General features: G+C 43.6%; 13 protein-coding genes. 7 read left to right on the top strand and 6 right to left on the bottom strand.

All coding sequences use genetic code 11. The features are described from left to right. Positions 1-47: 47 nt before the first annotated feature. Positions 48-1,682, bottom strand: coding sequence for a methyl-accepting chemotaxis protein (locus M0C34_RS19235; RefSeq protein ID WP_248713270.1), 1,635 nt, complete (start codon positions 1,680-1,682; stop codon positions 48-50). Between the two features lie 182 nt (positions 1,683-1,864). Next, entirely contained in the window at positions 1,865-2,641 is a 777-nt protein-coding gene (tcdA, locus tag M0C34_RS19230) for a tRNA cyclic N6-threonylcarbamoyladenosine(37) synthase TcdA (protein WP_248713269.1), read from the bottom strand. Between the two features lie 142 nt (positions 2,642-2,783). Between tcdA and M0C34_RS19225 the strand changes: the two genes are divergently transcribed. After that, positions 2,784-3,311 (top strand): DUF4136 domain-containing protein, encoded by a 528-nt coding sequence (locus tag M0C34_RS19225; protein ID WP_248713268.1) that lies wholly within the window; start codon positions 2,784-2,786, stop codon positions 3,309-3,311. Between the two features lie 46 nt (positions 3,312-3,357). On the opposite strand, the gene M0C34_RS19220 is transcribed toward M0C34_RS19225, so the two are convergent. After that, entirely contained in the window at positions 3,358-4,821 is a 1,464-nt protein-coding gene (locus tag M0C34_RS19220; RefSeq protein WP_248713267.1) for a sensor domain-containing diguanylate cyclase, read from the bottom strand. Positions 4,822-4,939: 118 nt separating this feature from the next. On the opposite strand from M0C34_RS19220, the gene M0C34_RS19215 reads away from it, so the two are divergent. Further along, the gene (locus tag M0C34_RS19215; protein WP_248713266.1) at positions 4,940-5,974 is read left to right on the top strand and encodes an acyltransferase; all 1,035 of its coding nucleotides are present in this window, start codon (positions 4,940-4,942) and stop codon (positions 5,972-5,974) included. Positions 5,975-6,032: 58 nt separating this feature from the next. Here the strand turns inward: M0C34_RS19215 and M0C34_RS19210 are convergent, their stop codons facing one another. After that, a complete protein-coding gene (locus M0C34_RS19210) occupies positions 6,033-7,313 on the bottom strand; it encodes a hypothetical protein (RefSeq protein WP_248713265.1) in 1,281 nt (426 codons plus the stop codon). Positions 7,314-7,529: 216 nt separating this feature from the next. Here M0C34_RS19210 and M0C34_RS19205 point away from each other — a divergent pair, with 216 nt between their 5' ends. Beyond that, a complete protein-coding gene (locus M0C34_RS19205; RefSeq protein ID WP_248713264.1) occupies positions 7,530-8,642 on the top strand; it encodes a DNA alkylation repair protein in 1,113 nt (370 codons plus the stop codon). Positions 8,643-8,710: 68 nt separating this feature from the next. Here the strand turns inward: M0C34_RS19205 and fghA are convergent, their stop codons facing one another. Then, on the bottom strand, positions 8,711-9,550 hold the full coding sequence (gene fghA / locus M0C34_RS19200; RefSeq protein ID WP_305883142.1) for an S-formylglutathione hydrolase: 840 nt from the start codon (positions 9,548-9,550) through the stop codon (positions 8,711-8,713). A 91-nt stretch (positions 9,551-9,641) separates the two neighbouring features. Further along, on the bottom strand, positions 9,642-10,772 hold the full coding sequence (locus M0C34_RS19195; protein WP_248713263.1) for an S-(hydroxymethyl)glutathione dehydrogenase/class III alcohol dehydrogenase: 1,131 nt from the start codon (positions 10,770-10,772) through the stop codon (positions 9,642-9,644). Between the two features lie 193 nt (positions 10,773-10,965). On the opposite strand from M0C34_RS19195, the gene M0C34_RS19190 reads away from it, so the two are divergent. The 4 genes from M0C34_RS19190 (at position 10,966) to M0C34_RS19175 (ending at position 13,882) form a co-directional block, all read left to right on the top strand. After that, positions 10,966-11,841, top strand: coding sequence for a LysR family transcriptional regulator (locus M0C34_RS19190; protein WP_248713262.1), 876 nt, complete (start codon positions 10,966-10,968; stop codon positions 11,839-11,841). Positions 11,842-12,110: 269 nt separating this feature from the next. Then, positions 12,111-12,476, top strand: a complete 366-nt coding sequence (locus M0C34_RS19185) for a hypothetical protein (protein WP_248713261.1) — start codon at positions 12,111-12,113, stop codon at positions 12,474-12,476. Between the two features lie 17 nt (positions 12,477-12,493). Then, positions 12,494-13,021: an ankyrin repeat domain-containing protein gene (locus M0C34_RS19180; RefSeq protein ID WP_248713260.1), complete on the top strand. Its 528-nt coding sequence runs from the start codon at positions 12,494-12,496 to the stop codon at positions 13,019-13,021. Positions 13,022-13,411: 390 nt separating this feature from the next. Beyond that, positions 13,412-13,882, top strand: coding sequence for a carbohydrate-binding protein (locus M0C34_RS19175; RefSeq protein WP_248713259.1), 471 nt, complete (start codon positions 13,412-13,414; stop codon positions 13,880-13,882). Positions 13,883-14,236: the final 354 nt, after the last annotated feature.

The raw sequence follows: 14,236 nt of genomic DNA, 5'->3' as shown, positions 1-14,236 counted from the left end.
AGACAAAAAACCCAGCATAATGCTGGGTTTTTTATTGCAGTAAAGCATTAATAAACGAAGCGTTTGAGTTGTGTATTAAAGTCATCGGCGAGGGCATTTAGTTGCTCGCTAATTTGATTTGATTCATCCACTTGCTGAGAATTTTGGGCAGCCACATCGGCAATCCGCTCAATCAGGGTGGCTATCTCTCCTGCGACGGTGGTTTGCTCTTTAGCGGCAGACGCAATGTGTAAATTCATCTCGTTGATACTACCAATAGAGGTGACAATCTCCGAGATTAGATTTTCAGCGGTTTCCACCTGTTGCACCACCTCATCAGTACGGTTTTGGCTTTGCTCCATAGCGGTCACTGCGTTATTAGCGCCCCCTTGTATTTTCTCCAAAATATTTTGAATTTCACTGGTGCTTTGTTGAGTTTTTTGCGCCAGTGTTCTGACCTCATCGGCCACCACCGCAAAGCCTCTGCCTTGCTCTCCAGCGCGGGCCGCTTCAATAGCGGCATTGAGTGCCAGTAGATTGGTTTGTTCGGCAATCCCCTTAATCACATCTAAGACAGCACCCACATTATTGGTATCAGTGGCCAAATCTTTTACCACTTCACCGGCGTGGCTGATATCTGATACTTGGGTATTTATAGTGTTGATTACCTGTTTCATTGCTTCTGCGCCATTATGGGCGGTGAGATCGGTATTATGAGTGGTATCGGCGGTATTGGCAGCCGTTTGGGACACTTCATTGGCAGAGTGTGACATTTCTTGAATGGCAGTTGCCACCAGATCTGAGCTTTCACGTTGTTGATGAGTACCTTTAGCTAAGTCTTCAGACATGCTGTTTAACATGCCAGAAGAGCTGTGTAGCTGCTCTCCTGATTGGCTTAAATCGGCAACCGTGGTAAGCAAAAATTGCTGCAGTTTACGGGTTGCGTCTGCCAGTCTTCCTAGCTCATCGCCGCGCTTTAGGTTTACCGTGATGTTTAGCTTGCCATTGGCTAATACGTCGATGTCTTCTACCAGAGAGTTAATCGGTTTAATACATTGACGTTCCATGAAAATAAAACTGACAAAAATAACCAATACACCGCTAATACCAATGATGATAAAGCTAATATTACTGACCGCTGTGGCCTGCGTATTGTTTTCAGCAAAACGCTTGGCAGTGATTGCAGCTAGTTGCTCACTTAAGGCTTGCATTGATTTCGATGGCGCTCGGTCAATGCCTGCCACCGCTTTATCACCCACTCTATAATCGAAACCTGCAGCTTCGTATGCGGCTTTGCCTTTTGCATACGCTGTGCCCATGGTTTTGTGAGATGCCAGAAAACTGCTAGCGATATTGGCTAACTCTGGATAGTCTGACGCTTGTAGTTCGCTCACCAAGGTCGTGACCATCTGTTGTACTTGTTGCTGTTGCTCTTGAAAGCGTCCCCAGTATTTTTTATTTTGATTAGCATCATGGCCGCGCAGTAATACGTTCTTCCACTCTTGAATCTGTGTTTTAAAGGCAATGTGAGAAAGCAGGGTGACTTCTTCTAGATGCACTTCGGTATGAGTGAGTTTATCAAATTTATGCGCGGTTTCTCGTAATTGAACGGCAGTGTAAATGGCGACAGCCATTAATAATATTAGCGATGCGATCAGTACCGACAGAATTTTAAAGCGTAGGCTGGATTTATCCCAAGACATTTTGGCTCTCCTTTGCTGGTTAATTAAGCATAGAACAGCGCTTAGTAATTAGTCTTAAATCCGATATTTTTTTAGGTTTAGCGTTCATTTAGCGACAAAAAAATCGACACATTAATCAAAAATGATGATTTTAATCATAGGCTATCAAGGCCTTGTCTCTATATATGGGCATACATACGGTGTTATAAACAGGCCAATTTTTTCAACACTCGAGATACCGCGGCAAATGCAAAACTAGCGGTAAGGTGAGTCACGGCGCCAAAACCGCTACTGCAATCCATACGCATGCTGCCTCCAGCATCGGGTTTTGCCATGCAAGTGGTGCCGTCACTGCTGGGATATATCAGTTGCTCGGTAGAATAAACGCAATCCACGCCAAATTTACGTTTAGGGTTTTTGCTAAAGTTATAAAAACGCCGCAGCTCATTACGCACTTTGGCGGCTAATGGGTCTTGAATGGTTTTGGCTAAATCAGTGATTTTTATCTGAGTAGGGTCAATTTGTCCACCAGCGCCGCCTACCGTCACCAACTTAATTTTGTTGCGTTTACAGTAGGCAATTAACGCAGATTTGGCTTTGACGCTATCAATGGCATCAATCACGTAGTCAAAATCCTTAGTGATGTATTCACTCAGATTATCTTTGGTGACGAAGTCTTCAATCTCGATGCAATCACATTCTGGATTGATTTGTAGAATGCGCTCGCGCATTACTTCAGTTTTAGATTGGCCGATAGTATTGCGTGTAGCATGGATCTGACGATTAGTGTTGGTGGTACAAATGTCATCTAAATCAATCAAAGTGATTCGGCCAATACCGCTTCTGGCCAAAGCTTCTGCTGCCCACGAACCCACTCCGCCGATGCCAATGACACAAACGTGAGATTGTTGGAATGTTGCCAGTGCGGCTGTACCGTATAAGCGGGCGATGCCACCAAAGCGCTGTTCAAATTGAGACATGATAAACCACGATAAAAATAACGGCGGCGATTATAACAGAGCGCCGCGCTGTGGTTAAGTATTAACAAACTGCGGTAAAAGCGCCGACTTATGTTAGATTTAGATTATCGTCGTTAAAGTTTATTGGCAGTTGGAGTAGCAAATGTATCGTTTTTTTATTATCGCCTGTGTGGCGAGTTTAACGGTGGCTTGTACGGTTAAACCCGCCACTGATTACAATGTTGATCAAGATTTCTCCCAGTATCAAGATTTTGCCTTCTCACCCATGCCCGAAGGGGCGGTGGTTAGCATTGACGCTCAACGAATTGAGCGAGAGTTAACTAGCCAGTTGCAGATGAAACATTTGCAGGCTGTGACTATCGAACAAGCAGATTTATTGGTTGATTACCGCGTTGATACAGCAACCGAGTTAGAGTCTTACGGTGGTTCTTTTTCGGTAGGTGTAGGGCGTAAGCATGGGGCGATAGGGATGAGTTCACCCGATCGTTACAAAGAACGTAAATACGGTAAATTAGTGGTCGAGTTTCTAGACCCAAAGACCACATCAATAGTTTGGCGGTCTATCTCGCAAAGCCAACTACGTGAAACCATGGGGCCAGAGAGTCGTGCTAAATTCATTAGTGAGCAAATCGCTTTGATGTTAGCTAACTACCCACCTAGCGCGCAATAGCGTTAGCGCCCACCTTTTCTTGGTGGGCGAAGTTTCTGTTATTGAGTTAATCTGCAACCACGCTGCGGTTGCGACCATTTTGCTTGGCTTGATACATGGCTTGATCTGCGCGGTTAATCATTAAACTGGCGAGGACTTCATGGGTTTTGATTTGCGCAATACCACAGCTGATGCTCAAATTGACTTGATGACCATCGATAGTTTGTTGATCATTGTTAATGGCTATACGGATTTTTTCAGCGACCTCTAAGGCTGCTAAGGCATCACAGTTAGGCAAGAGTATAACGAACTCTTCCCCTCCCCAGCGACATACAATATCCGATTGGCGGATATTTTTTTCGGCAATCTCAGTCACTTTTATTAACGCCTTATCTCCAACTAAGTGGCCAAATTTGTCGTTGATATGCTTAAAGTGGTCGACATCAAAAATTATCAGCGAACAGGGACTACTGGCTCGGTGTTGTATGTCTATCACCTGCTCAAGTTGTCCTTCAAAACTCTGCCGATTAAAGGCGCCAGTTAGTTTGTCGGTAGAGGCTAATGTCTCTAGGCGACGCTGGTAGCGCCCCAAAGTAAAGTTGGCCACAAGTAGCATGCCTAAGGTCACAGCAATGCTGATCACTAAATTGAGTATTAAGGTTTGCTGAAGTTGTTGGGTAGCGGGAGCATCTTCCTGTTCAACCATCAAATACCAGTCAAACTCTGGAATATAACGAGCGTTCAAAAAGTGCATTTTTCCCTGTTCCATAAAGTGATAACGGCCATTGTGGCTACTCAGCAATAAATCAACTTGCTCGGCCAAGCCTTCGCGTTGATGAATATTTCGGGGCCCTTGGAAATTGTTATCACTGAGGGCTAAATTGCCTGTGGCATCAATGAAGTAAACGCTACGCTGATAGCGCTGTTGATAAAGGCTAATCATTTCTTTAACGGATTCTACGTTTAGACCAACACCCGTTACACCAATCAGCTTTCCATCAAAATCGTACACTTTGTAGTTTACAAATACCGTAATACGGTTTGCATCGGCAGTGTCATAGTCAATGTTGATTTCATAGTCTTGGGCGGGAGGCAGCTGACTGACGCGGAAAAACCAAGCGTCATCTAAGTTATTTTTTGATAGTGTTTTTATGATGCCGTCAGGGTGATAGTAGCGAGATGATTTACTTGAAACAAAAAAGGCAGTAACGGTTTGATAACGTTGTTGAATAGCAGTGAGGTAACGAACAATGGGTTCGGCTGTCTCGTTGTCTTGAATGGCCCAGTCACGAACAAAGGTATCTTGCGCCATTAGCGAAGAAATAAAAATGGGCCGTGATAAGTCGCGTTGAATTTCTGAATAAATTGTATCACTGGTCAATGGCAAATGATTGGTTTCAATCTGTTCGCTCAAAGAGTTATGGGCGACTTGATAACTTAACCATGAGGTTAGCCAAAAAGCACATAACAACAATAGCGACAGCACCACCACAAACTTACGTTTATCGTGCCATAGACTGTAAATGGGCACTTGCACTCCTTGCAATTTGGCTTTTATTCAATGCCTTAGTGTAAGGTTAAAGGCTTTCATAGGCAAATGACTGTGCTACAGTTGGAGTTAAATATTTACCTTAAGTAAGCAAATTTTCATGAGTGCTAAGCAAACCACCAGACCCTCCTTATTTTATATTGAATGTTTGCGCTTTATTGCTGCCATTGCGGTGGTGAGTATTCACGTGCTAGGGCCTTATCGCGATTTAGTGCCTGATTTGGCTTGGCACGAATGGCTGCCAGCAGTCTCTCTTAATGCGATTAGTCGTTGGGCTGTACCGGTGTTCATTATGATTAGTGGTGCATTGCTGATGTCGGACCAACGGCCATTTAATGTAAGCCATTATTTGCCGAGAAGGTTAGCAAAAGTATTACTCCCATTTTTAGCTTGGACCGTTATCTATGCGTTTATCGGCGGTTACCAACAAGGCATTTGGTCCTGGGATGTTACTGCCAATCTATTGGAAAATGCGCCTAACGAACACACGTGGTACCACTTGTGGTTTTTCTATGATTTCATTCCGCTGTATTTTGTCATTCCATTGCTCGCGCCTTTGCTCTATAAGATGGAAAAACAGCGCATATTATTGTTGTTAGCGGCCTGGTTAGTTCTCACCTTAATGCATTGGCTAAAGGTAGAAACCCCCTTACGTCAGAATATTATCTTGTATAGCGGTTATTTGGTTATGGGGTGGTATTTGTTTAACCATGATCAAACACCTTATTTGAAGTTTTGGTTAGCGACGGGTGTGGCTACACTGGCTTTTAATGTGTTTGGCAGTGCTTTTTACATTTGGCAGCAAGGTGAATACAGCAGCGTATTTATGGGTTATAAAAGTCTTAATACGGCGGTAATTGCCATGAGCCTATTTGTATTGGCTAAGGCTTATGCTGAACGTATACCTGATGGCTTGAGGCCGCTAATTAAAACCATATCAAAATACAGCTTTGGTATTTATTTAGTTCATCCGTTATTCCTCATTCCGGTGCGAAATCCAGATTACGGTATCTACCAATGGTTTGGCCATTCGAGCATTGCTTTGCTGGTAATAACAGCAGTGGCCTTAGCCTTGGCTTTTGCCGTTAGTTGGCTGTTAACTCGTTGGTCGGCCACTCGCTGGTTGGTGCCTTAACTTCCAAATATTAAGCATAAAGCCTGTGAATCAATCATCAGGCTTTATGCGCTTCAAATTAGCGCTCTAGCAAGAACGGTTCTGAGTTGGTATCTATTAATTGGCTGCTCGAACGGGATAAAGCAGTAGGGCTTATGGCGATCCACTGATCAATTAATTCGTGGTATTCACTTTCAAAATCGGCATAAGTCAGTGCGCTACCGTCTGGGCGTTTAGCATAGGCATTAAATGCGGCTCTAAAATCGGGGTTTGGTTGATTGAACTTATCGTATTCGTATTCTGAGTAGTCGCCGTATTCTACGACATGGTATATACCGTGGTCAGCAATATGCTTTAGTACGTTCATCGTAAAGCCTGGTGATGTGCCTTCTAAGTAAGTAACCGCTATACCATAGTGAGAATAAGAATTACTGCCTAATACGCTCTGATATTTGTCATCAAGAGGGTAGCCTTTAGTGTGATTGTTAGGGTCAGGTTCATGACCCATTGCATACTCGGCACTTCCTTCTAAAAACCAGCGATCTACCTGACTTAAGTAGGTGACATATTGATGCTGCAGAGTGTGGGTAAGTTCATGGGTCACAATGTACGCCGAGCTAGGTCTTGCGTCATTAGTGCGGGCTGTATAGCCGACTAAATTGCCAGTCGCCCACAAATCACTGCTGTTATAAGCAGGATTTAAGCACACTATAGGTTTACCCGGTAAAGCCTGAGCAAAACTCGCTGAAAGTTTACTGTAAGCAGAATCCTCTTGAATGATTTTTATAAGAGTATTTAGCTGAACTAGGCTCAATTGGCGGACTTTTTTATATAAGAACTTTTGCTGTTCGGGAAAGCTAGTTATGTCTTCGTAACTAAGGGGGAGTTCTTCACCGGTAATTTGTTGATACAACATGTTGCCTTCGAAATGGCCTAATTGTTCTTGTAGGTATTTTGCTGCTGTTAAATAGGTTTCTAAGCTAAAGGAATATTTTTGTTGTAGCGCAACGAGATCAACGCCCATTTTTTGCTTTAACTCGGTAAGGCCAAATTCGGTCCAGGTGGCAAATCGCTCAAATAGTTCCGCTGTAGGAACGGCGCTGCCAAATACTAAAACATTTTCTGTTTCATAATATCTGTCATAACGCTGACATTTATTGCTCGCATACATGCTAATTAGGTTGGTAGGAAAGACAAATCCGCTATCTTTTTTCGATTTGAACTCCCCCTGAACGCTAGGTAATTCAGGTACTGATTCTTCATTATTCGTAGTTTGAGAACTATTTGAACTTCCGCCCCCACATCCTATGAGAAACGATAAGGCAATGACTGGGAGTGAAACGAGCTTTACTAAATCCATTTATAGCCTTCAGTTAAGTTTTTAATCGGTGATTAATTCATTGTCAATTTATTGATTTAAAAGTCATTAGTATAGTGTTGTTCAATCAAATTGTGATTTGTATCAGTATCGCTATAAACTTATTTTTGATTTTCAAAATGGTGGCCTAAATTTTAACTAGCAGCCTTGGTTGGGGCTTGGTTATAGTGGTTTCAATTATCTTGATGGAAAGTGTAGATGGAACCCATGTTAATGAAGAATGGTTTGGCTGAGCCGGCATTAAAACGCATCGCTGATGGTTTGTTAGCAGTCTATCCACAGTTTAATGCCGAGCAGTTTATGGCGCTGGCGCTAAAGGGCATTGATGAGCTAGAGCTTAAGCAGCGTGTTACCCACATTATTGAGGTGCTGCAGCAAACGCTACCTAATGACTTTGCGCAAACTGCTGCGCTATTACGTAAGTTGCCTGCTCATTGGGATCGTGGCGACCCCAAAGATAGTCTACGTGGCTTTGCCATTTGGCCTGTGACCGATTATGTGGCGATCGCCGGGATAGAAGATCCTCAAATAGCCTTGCCGGTGTTGGCAGGTCTTACCCCTTTGTTTAGTGCCGAATTCGCCATTCGACCGTTTATTGAAAAACATCCAGACCTCACTTGGGCGCAATTACATGCTTGGTTAAGCCATGAAGATGAGCACGTGCGGCGCTTAGTTAGCGAAGGATGCCGCCCTCGCTTGCCCTGGGGCGCACAGTTAAAGGGTCTCATCGCCGATCCGGCGCTGATTATTCCTTTATTAGATCAGCTAAAAGACGATGATAGCCTTTATGTACGACGTTCGGTGGCGAATAACCTCAATGATATTAGTAAAGATCATCCAGAGTTGGTATTAAGCCTTTGCCAAGCTTGGCAGCACAATGGCAGCGTCGAACGAAGCTGGGTGATTAAACATGCTACGCGTAGTTTAGTTAAACAAGGTCACCCCTTAACTTTTCCGCTGCTCGGCTATACGGCCAAGCCGCAATTAGAGCTTGAAGAGTTTGCCTTGCTTAATCATCAAGTGACAATGGGGGAGTCACTCAGCTTCGCCTTGGCGATTCGGGCTAAGCAGCCCAATCAAAAATTTGTATTAGATTATGCCGTACATTTTATGAAGGCGAATGGCAAAACCTCCGCTAAAGTATTTAAGCTGAAGAACTTAAGTTTAGATAAAGATGAAATGTTTGCGATGGAGAAAAGCCACTCTTTTAAAGTCATTTCTACTCGCAAATATTATCCTGGTGAACACTTTGTCGCCTTGCATGTTAATGGCCAAGAAATCGCCCGCTTAGCGTTTAATTTAAGCCTTTAATCACACGCCTTTGAGGCACAAAAAACCAAGCATAGCTTGGTTTTTTTGTATATTGGGCTAGCGGTGTTTCACGCCAAGTGTTTGGCGTGAAACTGCAGGTGAGACTCAATAAAGCTGGCGATAAAAAAGTAGCTATGGTCGTAACCGGTATGCATATTTAGGCTTAAAGGGTAAGCGCTTTGCTTGGCCGCTGTCGTTAATGCTTCGGGTTTTAGCTGCTCAGCTAAAAACTGATCAGCCTCTCCTTGGTCAACCAATGCAGGGACAAACTGGGTTGCTTCGCGCATTAGCAAACTGGCGTCGTATTGTGCCCAGTGTTGCTGGTCACTTCCTAAGTAAGCGGTAAAGGCTTTTTGGCCCCACGGCACGGCACTAGGGTTACAGATAGGGCTAAACGCTGATACTGAACTAAAACGCTCGGGGTTACGCAACGCAATGGTTAAGGCTCCGTGACCGCCCATCGAGTGGCCAGCAATAGCGCGTTTACTGCTTACTGGAAAGCGTGACTCAATTAATGCTGGCAGTTCACTCACAATGTAGTCATACATGTGGTAATGCTGGTTCCATGGGGCTTGGCTGGCGTTTAGGTAAAATCCCGCACCTTGGCCTAAGTCGTAAGCCTCATCATCGGTTACATCGTCACCGCGAGGGCTTGTATCGGGCGCTACAATGGCAATGCCTAGCTCGGCAGCCATACGTTGTACGCCAGCTTTCTGCATAAAGTTTTCGTCGTTACAGGTTAGCCCCGATAACCAGTACAGCACCGGTACTGGTTGCTTAGCACTAGCCTGTGGTGGCAAAAAAATCGCAAATTGAGCTAGCCCATTTAAACTGCTCGCACGGTGGCTGTAGCGTTTATGCCAGCCACCAAAGCTTTTGTTGGCGCTGATAAGTTCAATGTCATGCATTTAGCTTATCCTTATTAGTAAAAGTGGATAGAAGAACAGTGCTAATACGCTTGCTGATGCATTAAAGCACTGTATTTAGGTTGCTTATTAACTATTTGTCGAAATGAATAACACTGCGAATACTCTTACCTTGATGCATTAATTCAAAGGCTTCATTGACCTTATCTAAGGCCATGGTGTGGGTAATGAAGTCGTCTAGCTTAAATTCACCTGCCATGTAGCGTTCTACGTATTCAGGTAACTCAGAGCGACCTTTAACCCCACCAAATGCAGAACCTCTCCATACGCGCCCCGTGACTAATTGGAAAGGTCGGGTGGAGATTTCCTGGCCAGCGCCGGCTACGCCAATAATCACCGACTCGCCCCAACCTTTATGACAGCACTCTAACGCGCTACGCATTAAATGAACGTTACCCACACATTCAAACGAAAAGTCCACGCCGCCGTCGGTCATCTCTACAATCACTTCCTGAATAGGCTTGTCGAAGTTTTTTGGATTAACGCAATCGGTCGCACCGAGCTTTTGGGCCAATTCAAATTTAGATTCGTTAATATCGATTGCAATTATGCGGCCTGCTTTGGCCATTTGTGCGCCGATAATGGCAGACAAACCAATGCCACCCAGACCAAATACTGCGACGGTATCGCCGGGTTGAACATTGGCGGTATTGGCGACAGCGCCCATGCCGGTGGTGACGCCGCAACCTAACAAACAGACTTCTTCTAGTGGCGCCTCTTGGTTGATTTTGGCGAGTGATATTTCTGGTAGTACCGTGTATTCACTAAATGTTGAGCAACCCATGTAGTGAAAAATAGGCTGTCCATCAATCGAAAAGCGGGTGGTGCCGTCGGGCATTAAACCCTTGCCTTGGGTTTCGCGGATCTTTTGGCAAAGGTTGGTTTTACCCGATAAGCAAAACTTACACTCGCCACATTCTGGGGTGTACAAGGGAATAACGTGGTCACCCACTTTAACGCTAGTAACACCTTCGCCAATTGATTCTACAATGCCGCCACCTTCGTGACCCAAAATAGCGGGAAAGATCCCTTCCGGATCATCGCCCGATAAGGTAAATGCATCAGTGTGGCAGACTCCTGAGGCAACAATTTTCACTCTTACTTCGCCTGCTTTAGGCGGTGCCACATCGACAATTTCCATTTTTAATGGTTGGCCTGCAGCCCATGCTACAGCCGCTTTTGATTTGATGGTTTGGGCAGTCATTGCGCTTCCTCACTATGGATTAGTTATCGCCTAAAGGCGTAGTTAATAGCAGTATTATATTTGTTTCTCATTTGGTGATAATCTGGCTATTCATTAATTCACCTTTACTGTGTGGTAACAGTGTTGGCCAAATCATTATCTTGTTTGGCTGTTAGATGTTAGCCAAACAGTATTAACCGCTAGGTTGGCCGCTATGTTCCAGTGGGACGGTATTAACGAGTTTGTCGCCGTAGTAGAAACCGAGAGCTTCACTGCTGCAGCTCAACGCTTGGGTATATCTACTGCTCAAGTGAGTCGTCAGGTTTCCCAGTTGGAAATACGTTTAGCCACTAAGTTGTTTTATCGCACGACTCGGCGCGTGTCGGTTACCGACAGCGGTCAGTTGTTTTATCAACAGTGTAGGCCATTGATCGAGGGTTTGCTTGACGCCGAGCGTAGCTTAAACAACCTTCAGAGTACGCCACGCGGTAAGCTAAGCATGACCGCCCCGGTGACCTTTGGAGAACAGCACATTGCCCCTGCGGTGAATGACTTTTGCCTACAATATCCAGAGTTAGAGGTATCACTCCAGCTTAGCAACCAAAAAATTGATTTAGTGGATCAGGCCATAGATTTAGCGATTAGGCTGGGCGAGCTACCCGATTCTAGCATGATGGCTAAACGCTTAGCCGAGCGCAGCCTGCATGTATGTGCCTCGCCAGCGTACTTGGCGCAACATGGTTCGCCTCATGGCATCAGTGAGTTGGCTCAGCATAATTGTCTACAAGGGACTATCGAATACTGGCGATTTGCCGAACAAGGTAAGACTATGGCGCTGAAAATAAGTGGTCGGCTGCAGTGTAACAATGGGTATGCCTTGCTTGATGCCGCGCTAAAAGGGTTGGGTATTGTTCAATTGCCCGACAGTTATGTAAAAAAATACCTGCAAAGCGGTGCGTTGATTGAACTATTAAAGCCTTATCAAAAAGGGCCTGAAGGGATTTGGGCTTTGTATCCACAAAACCGACACCTATCTAGCAAAGTAAGCTTGATGTTATCGCATCTACAGCAACGCTTAGCGGAGGTTTAATAAGGTTATGTTTACTGCCTAGTTCGTCTCGTTTTCTCGGTTGGTATTTTAGCCTCGGTAGGGCTTCATTAAATGCTATTTGAGTTAAATGTCATTACTATGGGAACTTGATTTCACGGTGTATAATGAGTTTCTTGTTATTTATTGTGTCGCGAGGGAATGGCTTCATCTAGGATGAATTTCATATGATTAGAGTCGAGAGAATGGGGATTTAGTTAGGCGGAAACCTTTATAGCTCTGACGTTTATATTAAGAGTATGCATCCAAAGATGGATTATTTAAATGTCACCGACAAGGTTCAGGGTTTTGCTCAAGGTTTGTTAGTTGAAGCCGTAGAGGCTTATTTTGCGTTCGGTTTGGTCGGCTCTATATGTCGAGGGTCTTACACCCCTAGCCCGGGAGCTAAAAAAGTTCTACCAATGTTTGGTTCGGCTGCTAAGAAACATGGGTTCAAGTCGGCTAAGGGTAAGGATGTGGCAGATGTCAAAATTTATGAGCGTTTGAGAGACCGGCTAGCGCATCGTTTTGGTAATACTTCAAAATGGTATGCAGCAAGGTTAGCAAGCGTAGGAAATGCTCATTCAGGGCTCCGCGGTGGCCTAAGGAACGGTCATAGGTACGCAATTAAGAAATGAATAGGTTTGGGTTTAAGATGATAAAGTTTTTTATCGGTTTAGTGCTCGCATTTTTTTGCATAATAGGTCTGGCTGGCTACTCTCTAGTTCAGTCAAATGTTGAGGATATTATCGTTTGCGCTACTAATGACAACAGCCATTATATACCATCTAGTGTATGTGATTATTATGTAGTTAATTATCGCCTAGGTGATGAAGATATTGCTTTCCTTAGTGCTGGCGCTGGTTTGAATTTTCTTATCGGTGTGCCTGATGTAGCGTTAAGGGAAAAGTATATCAGGTTGCTTGTAGAGCGAGGGATCTCTATTAATAGTTCTTCTCAGGTAGATGGTATGACGCCTTTAACCAGTGCGATTCTTCTAAATGATCCTGTTTTGGTACAACTCTTGACCGATTTAGGTGCCGACCCACGCGTTCTAGATAAAAAATTCTCTACGAATGCATTTGGTGTGTTGTCATTCCTCCAAGATAAGCAGCCTTCAGTTGATAGAGCGGCGATTTTATCTCCAATTATTGCTGCTTTAGCCAAACCACCAAGCCAATAGCGTTTATCTAGCTGGTTACCATCCACAAGAGTCATTTTAACTCTGTTAGGTATTGAACTGACCATGGCATCTTGCCAAGTGTATTTCTCATCTTCGCTTTGACGCTTCCATTGTCGTCCTGTTCGGTTACCAGTGAGGTATTCCCCACAATCGGAATTAGCATAACTTTATTTTATTTTGTTTAATTATATATCACTTAAATCGCCATAAAGTGTGAGCGCTAACCAATAATCCACCTATTAAGTTTTACTCCTAAAATAAACGATATAATCTAATTATAAGGTCGAAATTTAAACAGGCTGTTTGCGACAAAAAATTAATGCAGAGAGTGAAGTTTTTTGATCTAAAGACAACTAAGAATAACAACACACATTATTAGAGAGATAGCCAATGACTACAAAATTAAATAGAAAAACAGTAAAGCTTATGTCAGCTCTTGCTTTAGCCTCTGCAACATTTTTAAGTATGGCAGCCAATGCTGCAATGAAAGTTGAAGCAGAAGACTTTGCTAATCAAGAAGGAATTAAAACAGAGTCTAGTTCGGATACTGGCGGTGGCATTAATGTTGGTTACATCGAAAATGGAGACTGGGTTGAGTACGCAGTTGATGTGCCTGCTGCCGGCACCTACACCCTTAGCGCTCGCGTAGCGAGTGCCACTGGTGGCGGTAGATTTGTCGTCTTGGCAAATGGCGTAGAGAAAGCCACTGTAAAAGTAAAAGGTACTGGAGACTGGCAAAGTTGGAAAACCATTGAATCAACGGTAGATTTAGATGCGGGCCCACAAACGCTGCGTTTTAATTTTAAGGGTTCATCAGGCTATTTATTTAATATGAATTGGTTTGAGCTAAGCGCCAAGTAATTTTATGAAATAAATAAGGCGATGTTTAACGTCGCCTTAATGTTACCTAATAATAAATAGTAAGGCTGTAGGATAAATCATTACGGCTTGATAACTATTAATATTTATCCACTATATTATTGTGGAAATGATTGCCTTAACTATTTATTATGCAGTCTACTTATACTGTCAGATTATTTAAAACAGAAAAATGTGCTTAGCGCGTCAATATCGTGCTTTAGTTTTCCTTCCAATTATGCAGATCAATATAGTTGTCACTATGTTTATATCTGATTGCTTAGACGGCTAGAATATGTCGATTTAAGTGTCCATCACTACCATTGTTGAGTTATTACTCTAATCTTGCTTAATAAA

It is taken from the genome of Agarivorans sp. TSD2052 (genome assembly GCF_023238625.1).
In the GTDB taxonomy this organism is placed as follows: Bacteria; Pseudomonadota; Gammaproteobacteria; order Enterobacterales; family Celerinatantimonadaceae; genus Agarivorans.
The sequence above is the reverse complement of the archived record's forward strand: the minus strand, read 5'-3'. Positions and strand labels throughout refer to the sequence as shown.

Excerpts from the sequence above, each read along its gene's own strand:
- M0C34_RS19225 (WP_248713268.1), top strand. The coding sequence starts at position 2,784 with ATGTATCGTTTTTTTATTATCGCCTGTGTGGCGAGTTTAACGGTGGCT.
- M0C34_RS19195 (WP_248713263.1), bottom strand. The coding sequence starts at position 10,772 with ATGACTGCCCAAACCATCAAATCAAAAGCGGCTGTAGCATGGGCTGCA.
- M0C34_RS19185 (WP_248713261.1), top strand. The coding sequence starts at position 12,111 with ATGGATTATTTAAATGTCACCGACAAGGTTCAGGGTTTTGCTCAAGGT.
- M0C34_RS19175 (WP_248713259.1), top strand. The coding sequence starts at position 13,412 with ATGACTACAAAATTAAATAGAAAAACAGTAAAGCTTATGTCAGCTCTT.
- M0C34_RS19180 (WP_248713260.1), top strand. The coding sequence starts at position 12,494 with ATGATAAAGTTTTTTATCGGTTTAGTGCTCGCATTTTTTTGCATAATA.
- M0C34_RS19235 (WP_248713270.1), bottom strand. The coding sequence starts at position 1,682 with ATGTCTTGGGATAAATCCAGCCTACGCTTTAAAATTCTGTCGGTACTG.
- M0C34_RS19190 (WP_248713262.1), top strand. The coding sequence starts at position 10,966 with ATGTTCCAGTGGGACGGTATTAACGAGTTTGTCGCCGTAGTAGAAACC.
- fghA (WP_305883142.1), bottom strand. The coding sequence starts at position 9,550 with ATGCATGACATTGAACTTATCAGCGCCAACAAAAGCTTTGGTGGCTGG.
- M0C34_RS19205 (WP_248713264.1), top strand. The coding sequence starts at position 7,530 with ATGGAACCCATGTTAATGAAGAATGGTTTGGCTGAGCCGGCATTAAAA.
- tcdA (WP_248713269.1), bottom strand. The coding sequence starts at position 2,641 with ATGTCTCAATTTGAACAGCGCTTTGGTGGCATCGCCCGCTTATACGGT.
- M0C34_RS19210 (WP_248713265.1), bottom strand. The coding sequence starts at position 7,313 with ATGGATTTAGTAAAGCTCGTTTCACTCCCAGTCATTGCCTTATCGTTT.
- M0C34_RS19215 (WP_248713266.1), top strand. The coding sequence starts at position 4,940 with ATGAGTGCTAAGCAAACCACCAGACCCTCCTTATTTTATATTGAATGT.